This is a genomic window from Gordonia shandongensis DSM 45094, assembly GCF_000423025.1.
GTDB lineage: Bacteria > Actinomycetota > Actinomycetes > Mycobacteriales > Mycobacteriaceae > Gordonia > Gordonia shandongensis.
Window position 1 is genome coordinate 25020 of the sequence record NZ_AUHE01000009.1, and the last position, 16216, is coordinate 41235.

12 protein-coding genes are annotated in these 16216 nt (G+C 69.9%); 7 read left to right on the plus strand and 5 right to left on the minus strand.

Translation table 11 applies throughout. From position 1 onward, the window contains the following. Window positions 1-58: 58 nt before the first annotated feature. From G528_RS0109215 to G528_RS0109225, 3 genes are all read left to right on the plus strand, one after another. Entirely contained in the window at window positions 59-2425 is a 2367-nt protein-coding gene (locus G528_RS0109215; RefSeq protein ID WP_035719605.1) for a glycoside hydrolase family 65 protein, read from the plus strand. A 61-nt stretch (window positions 2426-2486) separates the two neighbouring features. Next, the gene (gene metG / locus G528_RS0109220; protein WP_026918717.1) at window positions 2487-4094 is read left to right on the plus strand and encodes a methionine--tRNA ligase; all 1608 of its coding nucleotides are present in this window, start codon (window positions 2487-2489) and stop codon (window positions 4092-4094) included. Then, complete coding sequence (locus tag G528_RS0109225; protein WP_051198598.1) at window positions 4091-5302, plus strand: aminodeoxychorismate synthase component I; 1212 nt, start codon at window positions 4091-4093, stop codon at window positions 5300-5302. Before metG ends, G528_RS0109225 begins: the two co-directional genes overlap by 4 nt. 55 nt (window positions 5303-5357) lie before the next feature. Here G528_RS0109225 and G528_RS17035 read toward each other — a convergent pair whose 3' ends face one another. Continuing rightward, window positions 5358-6392, minus strand: a complete 1035-nt coding sequence (locus G528_RS17035) for a tellurite resistance/C4-dicarboxylate transporter family protein (protein WP_035719570.1) — start codon at window positions 6390-6392, stop codon at window positions 5358-5360. Then, window positions 6389-7252: a 16S rRNA (cytidine(1402)-2'-O)-methyltransferase gene (gene rsmI / locus G528_RS0109235; RefSeq protein WP_035719572.1), complete on the minus strand. Its 864-nt coding sequence runs from the start codon at window positions 7250-7252 to the stop codon at window positions 6389-6391. Before rsmI ends, G528_RS17035 begins: the two co-directional genes overlap by 4 nt. Before the next feature lie 56 nt (window positions 7253-7308). On the opposite strand from rsmI, the gene G528_RS0109240 reads away from it, so the two are divergent. Then, a complete protein-coding gene (locus G528_RS0109240; RefSeq protein WP_026918720.1) occupies window positions 7309-8880 on the plus strand; it encodes a dolichyl-phosphate-mannose--protein mannosyltransferase in 1572 nt (523 codons plus the stop codon). 24 nt (window positions 8881-8904) lie between these two features. Here the strand turns inward: G528_RS0109240 and G528_RS17040 are convergent, their stop codons facing one another. Continuing rightward, window positions 8905-10110 carry an MFS transporter gene (locus G528_RS17040; protein WP_035719573.1) on the minus strand — a complete coding sequence of 402 codons (1206 nt, stop codon included), beginning with the start codon at window positions 10108-10110 and terminating at the stop codon, window positions 8905-8907. A gap of 125 nt (window positions 10111-10235) precedes the next feature. Beyond that, entirely contained in the window at window positions 10236-11102 is an 867-nt protein-coding gene (locus tag G528_RS0109250) for a universal stress protein (protein WP_026918721.1), read from the minus strand. 253 nt (window positions 11103-11355) lie between these two features. Between G528_RS0109250 and G528_RS0109255 the strand changes: the two genes are divergently transcribed. Next, entirely contained in the window at window positions 11356-11655 is a 300-nt protein-coding gene (locus G528_RS0109255; RefSeq protein ID WP_026918722.1) for a hypothetical protein, read from the plus strand. A 27-nt stretch (window positions 11656-11682) separates the two neighbouring features. On the opposite strand, the gene G528_RS0109260 is transcribed toward G528_RS0109255, so the two are convergent. Continuing rightward, window positions 11683-13377 (minus strand): cation:proton antiporter, encoded by a 1695-nt coding sequence (locus tag G528_RS0109260; RefSeq protein ID WP_245569733.1) that lies wholly within the window; start codon window positions 13375-13377, stop codon window positions 11683-11685. Window positions 13378-13552: 175 nt separating this feature from the next. Between G528_RS0109260 and G528_RS0109265 the strand changes: the two genes are divergently transcribed. After that, window positions 13553-14563, plus strand: a complete 1011-nt coding sequence (locus tag G528_RS0109265; RefSeq protein ID WP_026918724.1) for an AurF N-oxygenase family protein — start codon at window positions 13553-13555, stop codon at window positions 14561-14563. 80 nt (window positions 14564-14643) lie between these two features. After that, window positions 14644-16137, plus strand: coding sequence for an FAD-dependent oxidoreductase (locus G528_RS0109270; RefSeq protein ID WP_026918725.1), 1494 nt, complete (start codon window positions 14644-14646; stop codon window positions 16135-16137). The last annotated feature ends 79 nt before the right edge of the window (window positions 16138-16216 follow it).

Below are 16216 nucleotides of genomic sequence, written 5' to 3' on the forward strand. Positions count from 1 at the left end.
CCTCGAGCTGGCCCACACCACGCACGGTGACACATCGAGCCACACCGACCCCGCGAACGTGCCGCAGCACGGAATCCATCCCGCGGAAGGATTCGACGTCAACCCGTGGCAGCTGCGGTGGCGCGGCCTCGACATCGGCATGATCGGGCGCACCGAGACGCTCTTCGCCCTCTCGAACGGCCACATCGGGTTGCGCGGCAGCTTCGAGGAGGGTGAGCCCGTCGACAAACCGGGCACCTATCTCAGCGGCTTCTACGAGGTCCGCGACCTGCCGTACGCGGAGAGCGGGTACGGCTTCCCCGAGGCCGGGCAGACGGTCGTCAACGTCACCGACTCCAAGATCATCCGTCTGCTCGTCGAGGACGAGCCGATGGACCTCCGGTACGGCCGGACCGTCGAACACGAGCGGATCCTGGACTTCCGGACCGGCACCCTCCGCCGCAGCACCCTGTGGACGTCCCCGACCGGCCGGACCGTGCGCATCCGGTCCGAACGCCTCGTCTCGTTCACCAAACGCACCGTCGCCGCCATCCGCTACGAGGTGGAGCCGATCGGTGAGGACATGAAGCTGGTGCTGCAGTCCGACCTGTTGGCCAACGAGCCCATCGGCGGCATCTCGGCGAAGGACGATCCGCGGATGGCCGCGGAACTCGACCGTCCGCTGAACGCCGAACTCGCCGACTGCGAAGACCTCTCCGCGGTCCTGGTGCACCGGACGCGCAGGTCGGGACTGTCCGTGGCCGCCGGAATGGATCACGAGCTCGAGTTGCCGGCGAACGCCGACACCGCGATCCGCGCCGACGGCGACCTCGCGCGACTCACCGTCGCGGCCACGGTCCCGCAGGGCACCAAGATGGTCCTCACCAAGTACATGGGCTACGGCTGGTCGGCGCGTCGTTCGGCACCCGCGCTGCGCGCACAGGTCGACGCCGCACTCGCCATGGCCAAGGAGACCGGCTGGGAGGCCCTCAAACAGGAGCAGTCCGACTACCTCGACGAGTTCTGGCTCGACGCCGACATCGAACTCGACGGCGACCCCGAACTGCAGCAGGCGGTGCGCTTCTCGCTGTTCCACGTCCTGCAGGCCGGGGCCCGCGGCCAGTCGCGCGCCGTCCCAGCCAAGGGGCTCACCGGGCCCGGCTACGACGGCCACACGTTCTGGGACACCGAGACCTTCGTGCTCCCGATGCTGACGTACACCGTTCCGGCCGCCGCCGGCGAGGAGCTCCGGTGGCGGCACATGACGCTCGACAAGGCGAAGGCGCGGGCCGCCGAACTCGGCCAGGCGGGCGCCATGTTCCCGTGGCGGTCGATCAACGGCGAGGAGTGTTCGGGATACTGGCCGGCGGGCACCGCCGGCGTGCACGTGTCGGCCGACATCGCCAACGCGACGGCACGCTACATCCGCGCCACCGGCGACGAGGCGTTCGAGGTGGAGTGCGGTGTGGAACTGCTGGTGGAGATCGCCCGCTTCTTCTCCGGATTCGGGCACCGCGACTCGAGCGGCCGCTTTCGCATCGACGGCATCACCGGCCCCGACGAGTACACGGCCGTCGTGAACAACAACGTCTTCACCAACCTCGCCGCACAGCAGGCGCTCCGTGACGCCGTCGCCGCCGTGGGCCGCCAACCGCATGCGGCCCGCGAGCTCGGGGTCCTCGACGAGGAGGTCGCGAACTGGGCGTCGGCGGCCGACGACATGACCGTTCCGTACGACGAGGCGCTCGGCGTGCACCAGCAGTCCGAGAGCTTCACGCTCCTGGACCGCTGGGACTTCGAGGGGTCGAAGGGCCGGTACCCGCTGCTGCTGAACTACCCGTACTTCGATCTGTACCGCAAGCAGGTGGTGAAGCAGGCCGACCTGGTCTTCGCGATGTACCTGTTCGGCGATCGGTTCACCCCGGAGCAGAAGCTCGCGAACTTCGACTACTACTACCCGATCACGGTGCGGGACTCGTCGCTGTCGGCGTGCTGCGAGGCGGTCACGGCCGCCGAGGTCGGTTACCTCGACCTGTCGTACGACCTGATGAGCGAGTCGGTGTTCACCGACCTGCACGATCTGCACAACAACGTCTCGTCGGGGCTGCACATCGCCGCGCTGGCCGGCGCCTGGACCGACTGCGTCGCCGGGTTCGGCGGCATGCGCGATTTCGGGGGTCACATCACGTTCGCCCCGCGCCTGCCGAAGCAGTTGAACTACATGTCCTTCCGCATGGTGATCCGCGAGTCCCGGATCGTCGTCGCGATCGACGGCGACACCGCCACCTACCGACTCCTCTCGGGCCCGACGATCGACCTGGCCCACCACGGTGAACGCTTCACCCTGGGCGACGAACCCGTCACGCGCACCATCGCGCCGATCGAGGAGCGCACACCCCCGGCGGCGCCGCCGGGGTGCGAGCCGTACCGTCGATCGACTCGGTGACGCTCCGGTGACGGGCGAGCGCTCGGAGGCTCGCGCGGGCGGCACGTACAATCGACGCATTATGCCGAGCGAGTCTTTTGGCGCGTCGTCGCCCTTCTACATCACCACCGCGATCGCCTACCCGAACGGCGCCCCCCACATCGGCCACGCCTACGAGTTCATCTCCGCGGACGTCCTCGCGCGGTTCAAGGCTCTCGACGGCTTCGACGTGCGCTTCCAGTCGGGCACCGACGAACACGGTCAGAAGATGCAGCAGACCGCCGAGAAGCTCGGGGTCACCACCGCCGTCCTGGCCAAGACCAACTCCGACCGCTTCGAGGCGCTGCACCGCACGCTCGGGACGGATCTGACGCGGTTCATCCGGACGACGGACGACGACCACCATCGCGCATCGGAGGCCATCTGGAAGCGGATGGAGGCGGCGGGCGACATCTATCTGGACTCCTATGCGGGCTGGTACGACGTCCGCGATGAGGCGTTCTTCGCCGAGGACGAGACGAGTGTCGACGAGGACGGCAATCGGGTCGCCACCGAGAACGGCCACGTGCTGACGTGGACGGAGGAGCAGACGTACTTCTTCCGCCTGTCGGCCTACCAGGACCGGCTGCTGGCCCTGTACGACGAGCACCCGGAGTTCATCGGCCCGGACACCCGTCGCAACGAGGTCCGCAGCTTCGTCGCCGGCGGACTCAACGATCTGTCGATCTCGCGGACCACGTTCGACTGGGGTGTCAAGGTTCCGGGCGCCCCCGATCACGTCATGTACGTGTGGGTCGACGCGTTGACCAACTATCTGACCGGTGTCGGATTCCCCGACGACGAGACGACGACCGCCCGCTACTGGCCAGCCGACCTGCACATCATCGGTAAGGACATCGTCCGCTTCCACTGCGTGTACTGGCCCGCGTTCCTGATGAGCGCGGGCATCGAGGTGCCCGCGCGCGTCTTCGCCCACGGCTTCCTGTTCAACCGGGGACAGAAGATGAGCAAGTCCGTCGGCAATGTCGTCGACCCGGACGAGCTCGTGGACGCCTACGGTCTCGACACCGTCCGCTACTTTTTCCTCCGCGAGGTCTCCTACGGGCAGGACGGCTCGTACTCGGCGGAGGCGATCGTCTCGCGGAACAACGCCGACCTCGCCAACGAGTACGGCAACCTGGCGCAGCGGACGTTGAGCATGATCGGCAAGTACTTCGATTCGCAGGTGCCGGAGCCGGGTGAGTTCACGGCCGACGATCAGGCGTTGCTCGACGCCGCCGACGGACTGTTGGCGACGGTGCGCGAGCACTTCGACGTCCAGGCGATCCACCTGGGCATCGAGGCCATGTGGTCGGTGCTGGCGGCGGCGAACCGTTACATCTCGGCGCAGGAGCCGTGGAAGCTCGCGAAGACCGACCGGGAGCGCACCGGCACCGTGCTGTACGTGTGCGCCGAGGTGGTTCGGATCGTCACGCTGCTGGTGCAGCCGGTGATGCCGCGGTCGACCGCGGCGCTGCTCGACGTTCTCGCGGTCGACGCCGATCCGGCCGCCCGACAGTTCACGGCCGTCACCGACCGCCTGGTCCCCGGCACCGTGCTGCCGAAACCGACGCCGGTGTTCCCGCGTCAGGAAGTCGCACAGGCCCCGGCAGAGCAGACCACGACCGAAGGGGCTCCCGCGAATCGATGAGCGCGGTCGGCGTCGGGATCCCCGGCCTCGGGGCCGTGTCGGCGCTCGGCGCCGTCGTCGCCCTCGACGTCGCCGCCCGGCGTCGGGGGGTGCCCGGACCCGCCGCGGTCATCGGCGACTGGGCCGACGCCGATGCGGTGATCGCGCCGACGATCCGCATCGACTCCGGGGTGGGTCCGCCGGATCGTCCCGACCGCTACTGGTTCGGCGCCCTCTCGTTCCCGGTGCGGCCGTCCGAGGCGTCGCTCCCCGAGGTGGTCGGCGGGTTCACCGACGACGTCCTGATCCTGCGCGACGGCCGGTGGCGATGGCGGAGCCTGTCGGGCGCGCCGCTGCCCGACTGGATCGCCGACGCGCTCCGCTCCCCGGTCGACGGCGCCCCGGTCGACGGCGCCCCGGCCGCCTGGCGCGCCCGGTGGACGGCCCCCGACCGGTCGGCGCACCGGACCGCCGTGGACCGGTGCCTGGCGTCCATCGGGCGCGGTGAGGTGTATCAGGCGTGCGTGTGCACGGCGTTCACCGGCCGCCTCACCGGTCGTCCGCTCGACCTGTTCGTCGACATCGCCGCGGCGACCGTGCCCGCCAAGGCGGCGTGGCTGTCGGGCTCGTGGGGGGCGATCGCCAGCCTGAGCCCGGAGACGTTCCTGACCCGCCGCGGCGCGCACGTCTCGTCGTCGCCGATCAAGGGCACCGTGCCGGCCGACGCCGATCCGACCGCGCTCACGGCCTCGGCCAAGGACGTCGCCGAGAACGTGATGATCGTCGACCTCGTCCGCAACGACCTCGGGCGCGTGGCGCAGACCGGGACCGTCACGGTGCCCGACCTGCTCACGGTCGTCGGCGCCCCCGGAGTGTGGCATCTGGTCTCGACGGTCGCGGGGCGGCTGCGCGACGACGTCGGAAACCATGCGTTGCTCGACGCCGCGTTCCCTCCGGCGTCGGTGACCGGGACGCCGAAGATCCGGGCCGCCGAGCTGCTCGCCGAATGGGAGGACGACCCGCGCGGCGTCTACTGCGGTGCCGTCGGCCTCGCCGGTCCGGGCGGGCTGCTCGACCTCAACGTGGCGATCCGCACGGTGTCCGCGACCCCCGACGGTCGGCTGGTCCTCGGGGTGGGCGGCGGGATCACCGCCGATTCGCGGCCGGACGCCGAATGGCAGGAGTGCCTCGACAAGGCGGCGTCGATCGTGGGCTTCGAGCGGCCCTGATCACCGCTCCCCGAGCGTCGGGGCGCTCGAGTCCCACCGTCAGTCCGCTCGGGCGTCAGGCCGCTCGGGCATCGCGGCGCCGCACCCATCCGTGCGTCAGCCACGCCGCCGTCGTCAGCGACCACGCGATGAGCGCCAACCAGATCTCGATGCGGGCGATCTGCTCCAGCAGCGGCAGATCGTTGACCTTGCCGAGCTGCATGCTCCCCACCCCGTACATGCCCAGCGGGAAGACGATCGCCCACAGCGACAGCTCATAGCGGAACGGGACGCGGTGGTGCACGTGCCGCCAGTAGCCGGCGAACACCAGGGGCGGCACCAGCCAGGTACCGAACGCCCAGAAGAACACCGAGACCGCCTCCACGGTCGACCCGACCACCCGCAGAAGGTTCGCATCGACCATCGCGGCGATGCTCGCACCCGCGACCACCGTGATCGCCGTGGCCCCCATCGCCACCCAGTAGGCGCCGTTGAGGTCGGCCGGCGTCACCCGGTGGATGACGAGACGGGTGGCCACGAGCAGGGCGACGGCCATGTACAGGAACACGCCGACGGCCCAGCAGAACACCGCGAGCAGCGCCAACGCATCGCTGCCCGTCAGCACCCGCGCCTGGACCTGCGCGGCGAGAACGGCCACGGACTGCGTCGCGACGACCCACAGGAACCAGGTGCCGTCGACGCGGGCGAGGACCGGCTCCCCCGAGCGCGCCGTGAACGCGCGGAGCGGCAGTGCATATGCCGAGACCACCCAGCTTCCGGCCGTGACCGCCAGGAGCACGACCGCCGCGGCGATGTGGCCGTCGAGGATCACACGCGCGCCGATGACCCCGGTCGCCGCCACGAACGTGAACATCCCGAAGACCTTCCGCGCGACCCGCATGTCGGCCGCGACCGCATCGGGATACAGCACCGCCCGCACCGGTTGGGCCACCACCAGCACCCCGTACAGGCCCACCGACAGCCACAGCAGGCCGACCGACAGGGCGTGCCAGCGGTGCAGGCTCGCGGCGATCGACACGATGCCCGTCGCCATCACAGACGAGAACGAGCCGGGATCGAGCGCCCGCAGCGTCCGTCCGACGGCGTTCACGACGCGCCTCCGCGCAGCGCCAACACCGCCTGGTAGACGTCGCGGCGGGAGAACGGGGTGCCGACCGTCGCCTGTGCACACGCGTCCTTGAGGCGGGCGCCGGCGTCCGCGAGCTCCTGCGCCCGGGCCGCGACACGGTCGATGTCGATCGTCTCGTCGACGGCCGCCGCACCGGCCACGACCACGGTGATCTCGCCCCGCACCCCGTCGGCCGCCCACCGGGCGAGATCCTCGAGCCGGCCGCGACGGACCTCCTCGTAGGTCTTCGTGAGCTCACGGCACACCGCCGCCCGCCGGTCGGGCCCGAGAACGGTGACCGCGTCGGCGAGCGTCTGCGCGAGACGATGCGGCGATTCGAAGAACACGACGGTCCGCTGCTGTGTCCGCAGCTCGGCCAGCCAGTCCTGGCGGGCACCGGGTTTACGGGGTGCGAAACCGTCGAAGCAGAAACGCTCGGACGGCATCGCCGAGACGGCCAGCGCCGCGGTCACCGCCGACGGCCCGGGCAGGCAGGTGACCGGCAGTCCGGCTTCGGCGCACGCCGCGACCACGCGGAAACCTGGGTCGCTGACCGACGGCATGCCCGCGTCGGTGACCAGCAGGACGTCGGCGCCCCCGGCCACGGCGTCCACCAGCCCCGGGGTCCGCGCCGCCTCCACCTGGTCGTAGTAGCTCACGAGCCGGCCGGTGATCTCGACGTCGAGCGACGCCGCCAGCGCCCGGGTACGACGGGTGTCCTCGGCGGCCACCACGTCGGCGGTGGCCAGCGCCTCGCGGAGCCTTCTCGACGCATCGTCGGGACGGCCCATCGGCGTCCCGGCGAGGATCAGTCGGCCGGTGGCTGCGTCGCTACTGGTCACGGACTCAGCCTAACGGTTGAGCCACTCCGCTCCCCCGGACCGCTACCATCGCACAGGTGACCCATGCCGCCATCGATCGCGCGACCGTCGCGGACCGCGCGCTCACCGAGGACCTCGGGACGGCACCCGGTCCGTCTGTTCCCGACCCGGTGTTCGGTGCCGCCGACCGGTTGCGCGGCACCGTCGTCGGCGCGGTCCTGACCATCGTCGCGGTCATCACCCGATTCTGGGGGCTGACCAGCCCCACCGACAACGGGACGCCCGTCTTCGACGAGAAGCACTACGTTCCGCAGGCATGGCAGGTGCTGACCGGCGGCGAACTCCTCGAGGACAATCCCGCCTACGGCCTCGTCGTGCATCCCCCGGTCGGCAAATGGATGCTCGCCCTCGGCGAGTGGATGTTCGGATACGGCCCGATGGGCTGGCGTTTCATGTCGGCCGTGTGCGGGGTCGTCATCGTTCTCGCGGTGTACCTCGTCGTCCGACGGATGAGCCGATCGACACTCGTCGGTGCGATCGCCGGCGTCTTCGCCCTCTGCGACGGCGTGCTGTTCGTGCAGTCGCGGATGGGGATGCTCGACATCTTCCAGGCCGTGTTCGCCGTCCTGGCGTTCACGGCGCTGATCGCCGATCGCGACCAGATGCGCGCCCGCATGCACCGCGTGTGGGAGCAGGGCCGGATCGGCGACTCGCCGTTCGGCCCCCGGCTCGGCTTCCGCTGGTATCGCTTCGCGGCCGGCGTGATGCTCGGGCTCGCCTGCGGCGTCAAGTGGTCCGGTGCGTATTTCGTCGTCTTCTTCACCCTCCTGTCGATCGGCTTCGACATCGCGAACCGTCGCGCCTATCACGTGCGACGACCGTGGGTCGGAGTGCTGCGGCGCGACCTCGTCCCGTCGGGCTTCTCCCTGGCGGTGATGCCCTTCGTCATGTACGTGGCGTCGTTCGCGCCGTGGTTCGCTTCCGAGACGTCCGTCTACCGGTACTCGGTCGGCGAAGCGGTCGGCACCGGCGGCCCCTTCTCGTGGGTGCCGTCGGCGATCCGATCGTTCTGGTATTACGAGTCCGGGATCCTCGAGTTCCACGCGGGTCTCACCAACGCCGCCGGCAACCACCACCCGTGGGAGTCGAAGCCGTGGGCGTGGCCGATGAGCCTGCGCCCGATGCTGTACGCGATCGACTACGGTCCCGACCAGTGCGGGGGCTCGGACTGCGTCCGCGCGCAGATGCTGATCGGCACGCCCGCACTGTGGTGGCTCGCCCTCCCGATGGTGGTGTGGGGCCTGTGGCGGCTCGTGTCGCGGCGCGACTGGCGGTGGGCCGCCGTCCTGGTGGCGTACGCGGCGGGCATCGTCCCGTGGTTCGCCGAGATCGACCGCCAGATGTACTTCTTCTACGCGACCGCGATCGCACCGTTCCTCGTCATGGGTCTGGCGTTGGCGTGCGGGGACATCCTGCGGGCCGCACCGCGCGGTGCCTCGTCCGAGCGACGGGTGCTGGCCGTCCTCATCGTGTCGATCTACGTGGCGGTGGTGATCGCCAACATGATCTGGCTGTGGCCGATTCTCACCGGGGAGCCGATCACGAACACCGAGTGGGGTCGACAGATCTGGTTGCCCAGCTGGTCGTGACGCCGCTGGTCGTGACGCTGCGGGTCAGCGCGGTGCGACGAGCGGTGACGGCGCCTTCGCCGTGTCGGCCGCCCGCGTCCAGGTGAGCAGGGCGAGCACCAGGACCGCGGCCGTCATCACGAAGGCGGGGCCGAAACCCCAGCGGTCGGCGATGAGTCCGGTGACGAGCGGTCCGCTCACCGCCCCCAGATCGGACGCCATCCCGTAGGCGGCGAGCGCCGAACCGCCGCGTTGCCGACCGGCGAGCAGGTCGCCCAGCGCCGCCTGGTGAGTCGGTGCGAAGAGCCCCGACCCGAGTCCCGCGACGGCCGTCAGGATCAGGGCCGTCCAGATGTCCGGCGAGTAGCCGAGCGCCAGGGTGCCGACGGCCGCGACCACCAGTCCCGGGATGACCACCGGTTTGCGCCCGAACCGGTCCGAGAGCCGTCCGGACACCAGGATCGCCACCACGTTGCCCGCGGCGTAGCAGGCCAGGATGATCCCGGCCCACGTGCCCGAATACCGGAGTCCCTCCTGAACGAACAGCGGGACCAGGGCCACGCGGACACCCATCGACGCCCAACCCTGCGCGAAGTTCGACGTGAGGACCGCGCGGTACTCGGCCGTGCGCAACGACTCCACGAAGCCGGGCGCCGACAACAGGCCCGCACCGTTGTCGCCGCCCGTCTCCGCCTCCGGCGGAGGCGGCATGTACGCGGCCACGACGCCGGCGGCGATCAGCAGCGCGACCGCGTACACCGCGAACGGCGGCCGCAGACCGAACCACTCCACGAGGGCCGCACCGATGAGCGGGCCGGTGAGGTTGCCGACGAGGAAGCCCGCCGAGAAGTACCCCGACGCGCGACCGCGCACCTCCTGCGGCGACAGTCGGATGAGCAGCGCCATCGCCGACACCGAGAACATCGTCGAACCGATGCCGCCGAGCGCCCGGAACACCAACAGCTGCCAATAGCTCTGGGCGAATGCGCACGCCAGCGTGCTGAGCGCCACGATCAGCAGGCCCGTCAGGTAGATCCGACGCTCCCCGAGACGGGTCACCAGGCGTCCGGTGGTGGGCGCGAAGAGCAGCCGCATGAGAGCGAACGCCGACACCACCAGCGACGCCGCCGTGATCGACACCCCGAAGGTCGTGGCGAAGATCGGCAGTGCGGGCGCCACCAGCCCGTAACCGAGCGCGATGACGACGTTCGCGATCAGCAGGATCCACAATCCGCGGGGCAGGTGCTTCACAGGACTTCCAGTCTCGTCGTTCTCGAGCGGTCGGGGCGGGCGATCGGGGCGGGCGATCGGGCGCGGACCGCACACGCGACGGAGCCGAGCACCCCTGGGCACTCGGCTCCGTCGGTCGGGTGGTGTCAGCGACGCGCGATCATCACCGGAACGCGCGCGTGGTGCAGGACCTTCTGGCTGCGCGACCCGAGCAGCAGGCCGGTGAAGCCGCCGCGACCGCGGCTGCCCATCACGATCATGGATGCGGAGTCGCCCGACGCCTCGAGGATCGCCTTCGCCGGCTCCTCGGGCACCACGACGCGTTCCACCTGCACGTCGGGGTAGTCCTCGCTGTAGCCGGCCATCCGTTCGGCGACGGCCTCGACGGCCTGCTGCGACATCTCGTCGATCTCCTTGGCGTCCAGCCCGAATCCGTGGAGCGCGTCGGCGTCCAGCGGCGTCCACGTGTGGACGGCCACCAGCTTCTTCTTCCGCAGGTCGGCCTGCCGGAAGGCCTCGGCGACGGCCGGGTCGCTGACCTTCGAGTCGTCGACCCCGACGACCACCGGGCCGTCACCGCCGAGCGCACCGCCGGGAACGATCACGACCCGCCCCTTCGAATGCGCGGCGACGCTGGTGCTCACCGACCCGAGGAACAGGCCCTTGACACTGCTGAGTCCCCGGGTGCCGAGCACGGTGATCTCGGCGTTCTCCCCGAGCTCGAGCAGGACGCGCGCCGCATCGCCTTCGACGATCGATCCGCTCAAGGTGAGCCCGGGAGCCTCCTCGCGCGCCACTTCGGCCGCCGACTGGACGAAACCGGTGGCCTCGCTGCGGATGGCGTCGATGACGTCCTGCGGAATCACGAGACCGGGTGCGTAGTCGCTCGTCGTGGAACTGTAGGCCGCGACGATCTTGAGATCGGCATCCTCCGCGGCGGCGGCCGCCGCCGCCCAGCGGACCGCGTTCGTCGACTCGGGCGATCCGTCCACACCGACCAGAATCAAGCTCATATGCGACAGCTCTCCTTCACACCGGCCCGGAGCCTGCTTTTCAAGCCTCCGTCGTGAGCCTCATTCCTCATTGTTCACCATCACCGCAGACGCCGCACAGGTAAAAACCCGACCTGCGTGTCGATCGGCACGCGGAGCACAGCCTCTCGGCCGGGCGAACCGTACACTGGGAGGTGAGGCGCGCACGTGGACGCGCCCGCGCCCGTCGGCCATCGTCTCCCCGGCGTCGCCGACCCGTTCCGGAGGATGATCGATGAAGACCACCACCTCGCCTCGCGAGATCCGGGAAGCGGTGACCCACGTGGCCGTCACGATCGGTCTGGGCGTGGTGTTGGCGGTGGCGTCGGCGTTCGCGCAGGACGCCACCCGGACCTTCCTCATCATCGCGTCGATGACGATGCTGGTGCTCGGTACCGTCGCCGCCGTCGTGCGGACCTATCGGAACTGGCGGGCCGGCGGTCGCTGGCAGATCTGGCAGGGCGCCTGCTGGTTCCTGCTCGCACTGTCGCTGGTGTGGTTCACCGACGCCGTCCCCCTCGTCATCTCGGACTGACACGGCACCGAATCGGGCCTGCGCCCGTCAGTGAGGCCCCTGGGCGTCCAGGCTGATCTCCTCGGCGTCCAGCCTGCGCAGGGCCGCGGACAGCGCCTCCGAACTGTAGGCCCCGCGGTCGCGCAACTCGATGAGTTCGGACCGCTGCCGATGGATGATCGTGCGCCGCACCCGCCGCAGCTCGATCGCACCGGCCAACCGGCGGTCGAACGCATCGTCATCACCCAGTTCGGCCTCGTCGGCGGCCTCCATCTCGCGGATCTGCGCGACCCGTCGTGCGAGACCCGTGCCCGGACCGCACACTTCGGGGTCGTCGAGGACGCGGCTGCGGATCACCGTCAGCTCGCGGTGCAGCCGACGGCGTTCGGCGGCGGCGTCGGCGCGCTGGTCGGGCAGCCGCAGCCAGGTGATGACGGCACCGAGCGTTCCGCCCTGGATCAGCAGGGATCCCGCCGCGACGGTGAAGGCCACCAGGATCAGCAGCGACCGGTACGACGTGTCGGCGGGCAGCGTCTGCGCCGCCGCGAGGGTCACCACACCGCGCATCCCGGCCCACACGACCACCAGCCCTTCGCGGGACCCCATCGACTCGGTTCGGTAGTACTCGATGTCGGCCAGACCCCGGTCGATCCATCGCTGCACCCGGCGGGTCCTGCGGTCGTCGCCGTCGGGGAGCCGGTCGGCCATCTCGGCGAGGACGGGCTCCCGTGCGATCATCTTGCGCGCCCGTCTGTTGACCGCTCCCACCAGCGACATGACGAAGGCCAACCGGATCACCAGCAGCAGGGCCAGGGCGACGGCCGCCGGCCACACCGCGTGGATCACCGACTCGTGGCTCACGTGGACGTCGGTGACCAGCGCTTTGAGCTCGAGGCCCATGAGCAGGAACACCCCGCCCTCCAGCAGGAGCTCCACCATGTGCCAGTTCTGCTGGTCGGACTGCCGGTGTTCGGGCGTCAGCTGCCGGACGGCCCCTCGACCCGACACGAGCCCGGCGGCGACCGCGGCGACCAGCCCCGAGGCACCCATCGCCTCGGTCGGCAGATAGGCGATGTACGGGACGGTGAAGGCGATCGCCGTCGACACCGACGGATTCGACACGCGGGCGCGCAGTCGCAGCAGGATCCAGCCGATCGCCGCGCCGACGACGACGGCGGCGAGGATCGCCCAGACGAACGAGACGGCGACGCCGAGGAACGAGATGCTCGACGCCATCGCCGCGACCGCGGCCCGCAGAACCACCAGGGCGCTGGCGTCGTTGAACAGACTCTCCCCGCTGAGCACGGTGACCAGCCTGTTGGGCGCGCCGACACGGCGCACGGTGGCCGTCGCGACCGCATCGGTGGGACTGAGGATGGCGCCCAGGGCGACGCCGGTCGCATAGTCGACGGCCGGGAGGATCCACATGAAGAAGAGCCCCATCAACAACGCACTGATCACCACCAGTGCGATCGACAGGCCGCTGATCGCCTGAAAGTCGCGTTTGAAGTCCATCGCGGGCAGCGCCACCGCCCCGGCGTAGAGCAGCGGCGGCAGCACGCCGATGAGAATCACCTCGGGGTTCACGGTGATGTCGGGGACCCCGGGCAGATAGCTGACGCCGACACCGGCCAGGACGAGCAGCAGCGGCGCGGCGAGCCGTACCCGCGGCGCGAGGAGGTTCGCGCCGGCGACGGCCAGCACGCATAGAACGACGACACCCACGATCTCCACGTCGAACATTCTCCACGCTCGGTTCGCCGGGCGCCGGTCGTCGTGTGATGACGGTCACCGCCGATATGCCCACGCAGATTGTGCCATCGAGCGTTGACAAGATTCACCTGCGGTGCGACGCTGATAGCAACAGGTTCTCGATCGACGGTCCCCCACAACCGTCGGCGACAGTCAGGAGAAGGCGATGACTTCCACCCAGCCCCGGCCCACCACCTACACCCCGCCCGCCAAACAGGAGGAGCAGGTCGACTACTCGCAGGTCCTCGAGGACCTGTCGTCGGCGTCGGTGCGTCGCAACTTCGACCCCTACATCGACATCCAGTGGGACGCCCCCGAGATGGAGATCACCGAGAACGATCCGCGCTGGATCCTCGACTACGAGGTCGACCCCATCGGACGTCACCCCTGGTACCAGAGCCTCCCCCGCGAGAAGCAGATCAAGATCGGCATGTGGCGTCAGGCCAACGTCGCCAAGGTCGGCCTCCAGTTCGAGTCCATCCTCATCCGCGGCCTCATGCAGTACAGCTTCAAACTGCCCAACGGCGACAAGGCCTTCCGGTACACCACCCACGAGGCCAAGGAGGAGTGCAACCACACCCTCATGTTCCAGGAGATGGTGAACCGGATCGGCATGAAGACCCCCGGCGCCAAGATCGGCTACCGCGTCATCTCGCCGCTCGTCCCGCTGGCCGCGACCACCCTCCCGACGGTCTTCTTCTTCGGCGTCCTCGGCGGCGAAGAGCCCATCGACCACATCCAGAAGGACTTCCTGCGCACCGGCGCCGACCTGCATCCGACGATGTCGGCGGTCATGGAACTGCACGTCGCCGAAGAGGCGCGACACATCTCGTTCGCCCACAACCACCTGCGCGAGACCGTCCCCGCCAAGGGCCCGCTGCAGCGTTTCGCCCTCTCGATCGCGATGCCGATCGTCATGCGCGTGCTCTGCGGCGCCATCGTCGTCCCGCCGCGCGACTTCGAGAAGGAGTTCGACGTCCCCAAGAGCGTCATGAAGGACATCTTCTGGCGCTCGGACGAGTCGAAGAAGTTCCTGCGCAACGTCTTCGGCGACGTCCGGATGCTCGCCGAGCAGTGCGGCCTGATGAACCCGGTCTCGCGTCGCGTGTGGCGCGCACTCGGCATCGACGGCCGCTCCTCGCGGTACCGCAGCGAGCCGCTGTACACCGCGAGCTGACAGCTCCCCCTCCCCCTGCTCGCAGACTCACCCGCGGACAGCTCGACCCCGCGGGTGAGTCCCTATTCTGAGAAGGCCCCGTGCCCCACGTCATCACCCAGGCATGCTGCGGCGACGCCTCCTGCGTCTACGCGTGCCCCGTGAACTGCATCCACCCGACGCCCGAGGAACCCGACTTCGGCACCGCCGAGATGCTCTACATCGACCCGCAGACCTGCGTCGACTGCGGCGCGTGCGTCAGCGCATGCCCCGTCGGAGCGATCGTTCCCGGGCACCGTCTCACCGCGGACGCCGCCCGGTTCGCCGAGGTGAACGCCGACCACTACCCGGACGCGGCCCCCGGCGATGCACGGTTCCCGGTCAATGCGAACTGGCGACTGCCGATGGCCCCGATCGACAAGCCGACCGCGCTCACCGGCGCCGCACCCGACGAGGTGCGGGTGGCGATCGTCGGATCGGGGCCGTCGGCGATGTACGCGGCCGACGAACTCCTCCGACACGACGAGGTGCGGGTCACCGTCTACGAGCGCTTGTCGGCGCCGTTCGGCCTGGCACGCTTCGGCGTCGCCCCCGATCACGAGTCGACACGGAGCGTCTCCGAACTCTTCGACGAGATCGCACGCCACCCGAACATCGAGATCCGGCTCAACGTCGAGATCGGCACCGACATCACGCTCGACGAGCTCCGCGCCACCCACCACGCCGTCCTGTGGGCCGGCGGCGCACCGACCGACCGTCCCCTGCAGATCCCGGGCGTCGACCTCCCCGGCGTCCAGAGCGCGACGTCGGTGGTCGGCTGGTACAACGGGCACCCCGACTTCCTCCGCGCCACACCCGACCTCGACACCGACCGCGCCGTGGTGATCGGCAACGGCAACGTGGCCCTCGACGTCGCCCGGATCTTCACCTCCGAGCCCGATCGACTGGCGTCCACCAGCATCGACCGCACGGCCTTGACCGCACTGCGGTCGTCGCGGCTCCGCGAGGTCGTCGTCGTCGCACGCCGCGGACCCGAACACGCCGCGTTCACCATGCCCGAGCTCATCGGGCTGGCCGACAGCCACCGTCGCGTCTGGGTCGATCCGGCCGAGTTGGCGGGCGTCGACCCCGCCGACCACGACGATCCGACCGTGTCGGCGAAGCTCGAGCTGCTCCACGAGATCGCGGCCCGCCCCAAACCCGCCGAACCCTTCATCCGGCTCTCGTTCGGTCATACGCCGGTCGCCGTCGTCGGCGATGAGCGGGCGACCGGCGTCGAGTTCGTGCGCACCGGCACCGACGAGACGGTCGTGCTGGACGCCGGACTGGTGCTCACCGCGATCGGGTACCGAGGCAAGCCGGTGCCCGGCCTGCCGTTCGACGACCAGCACGGAACCGTACGGAACGACGCCGGCCGCGTCGTGGCCGACGACGGCCCGGTCCCGGGCCTGTTCGTGACGGGTTGGATCAAACGCGGCCCCACCGGTTTCATCGGCACCAACAAGACCGACTCCGGCGAGACCGTGGCCAACCTCCTCGCCGACGCGGAGGCGGGCGCCCTGCCGAAGCCCGACGGACGGGCGGTCGGCGTCTAACCGTCCCCCGAACACCGAACGGCTCCACCTGTGGACAACGGGTGGAGCCGTTCGTCGTCCGCGCGCGTCTAACTGAATA

Bases quoted from the DNA above. Each gene is read 5' to 3' on its own strand.
- G528_RS0109265 (WP_026918724.1), top strand. From the start codon at position 13,553: ATGACTTCCACCCAGCCCCGGCCCACCACCTACACCCCGCCCGCCAAA.
- G528_RS0109255 (WP_026918722.1), top strand. From the start codon at position 11,356: ATGAAGACCACCACCTCGCCTCGCGAGATCCGGGAAGCGGTGACCCAC.
- G528_RS0109225 (WP_051198598.1), top strand. From the start codon at position 4,091: ATGAGCGCGGTCGGCGTCGGGATCCCCGGCCTCGGGGCCGTGTCGGCG.
- G528_RS0109250 (WP_026918721.1), bottom strand. From the start codon at position 11,102: ATGAGCTTGATTCTGGTCGGTGTGGACGGATCGCCCGAGTCGACGAAC.
- G528_RS0109260 (WP_245569733.1), bottom strand. From the start codon at position 13,377: ATGTTCGACGTGGAGATCGTGGGTGTCGTCGTTCTATGCGTGCTGGCC.
- metG (WP_026918717.1), top strand. From the start codon at position 2,487: ATGCCGAGCGAGTCTTTTGGCGCGTCGTCGCCCTTCTACATCACCACC.